At 68.7% G+C, this 958-nt stretch carries 2 protein-coding genes; both read left to right on the forward strand.

All coding sequences use genetic code 11. The features are described 5' to 3' along the window. Positions 1–200 precede the first annotated feature (200 nt). The gene (locus tag HUK84_RS20100; RefSeq protein ID WP_176641775.1) at positions 201–608 is read left to right on the forward strand and encodes a hypothetical protein; all 408 of its coding nucleotides are present in this window, start codon (positions 201–203) and stop codon (positions 606–608) included. A 12-nt stretch (positions 609–620) separates the two neighbouring features. Further along, the coding region (locus HUK84_RS20105; RefSeq protein ID WP_176641776.1) for a hypothetical protein at positions 621–958 on the forward strand (338 nt) is incomplete at its 3' end.

Below are 958 nucleotides of genomic sequence, written 5' to 3' on the forward strand. Positions count from 1 at the left end.
GACGTCGTGCTGGCGGTCAACAAGCCCGGCGTCCAGGCGGGGCTGGGGATCGTCGGCATGCGGGTGGCGGGCGCGGGCAGCGTGGGGGTGACGTTCGCCAACGTGACGGCGGCGCCGGTCACGCCGGCATCGGGCGAAACCTATGCCATCGTCTGCATCACGCCCGGCGCGGCGTAGGCGCGGGCAGCGGGGGACGGACGATGGCCGACGTAACGACCACGCAGGTAATCGCGAACGGTCCGCGCAACCTGATCGTGCGGCTGACGGATGTCAGCGACGGGACGGGGCTGAGCGCGGTGAAGATCGTCGACGCGCAGAGCCCGGCCTTTGCCGTGCGGGGGCAGGTGCCGGGCGTGCATCTGAAACTGGTCCGTATCGTCTATGACGTTCATGACATGGCGGTGCGGCTGCAATGGGACGGGACCGAGCCGGTGGACTTGGTGACGCTGTCGGGGTTCGGGCACCTCGATTTCCGGCGTTTCCAGGGCATTCCCAATCCGCGGGCGGCGGGGGCGACGGGGTCGATCCTGTTGAGCACGATCGGGGCGGCGGCGAATGCCACGTTCACGCTCGATCTCGAGATGATCAAGGGTGTTCCACAATTCTGACGGGAGGATGGGGTGAGCGAGCCCTGGTATTACAATCCCGGCGATCATTATGTGCTGGACGACCTGTCGGGCTTCAAGGTGCGGCGGTCGAAGACGCGGACCATTCCGGGCGGGCAGACCGGCCAGGCGGTGGTGGACCGCGCAAGGTGGGAGCCGCAGCAGCCGCAGGATTTCGCGGTGGGGATCGCCGACGACCAGACGGTGGATCTGGCGCGGCCGCGGCAGGAGAACCGCTTCATGATGGTGGGCACCACCATCGCGGCGCCGGCGCAGGCCGGGGCGCGCGTGATCGTGGTGCAGTCGGCGGCGGGGATCGGCCCGGGGGACTGGCTGCAGATCATGCTGGATAG

The organism is Nguyenibacter vanlangensis (assembly GCF_013376155.1).
Lineage (GTDB): Bacteria > Pseudomonadota > Alphaproteobacteria > Acetobacterales > Acetobacteraceae > Gluconacetobacter > Gluconacetobacter vanlangensis.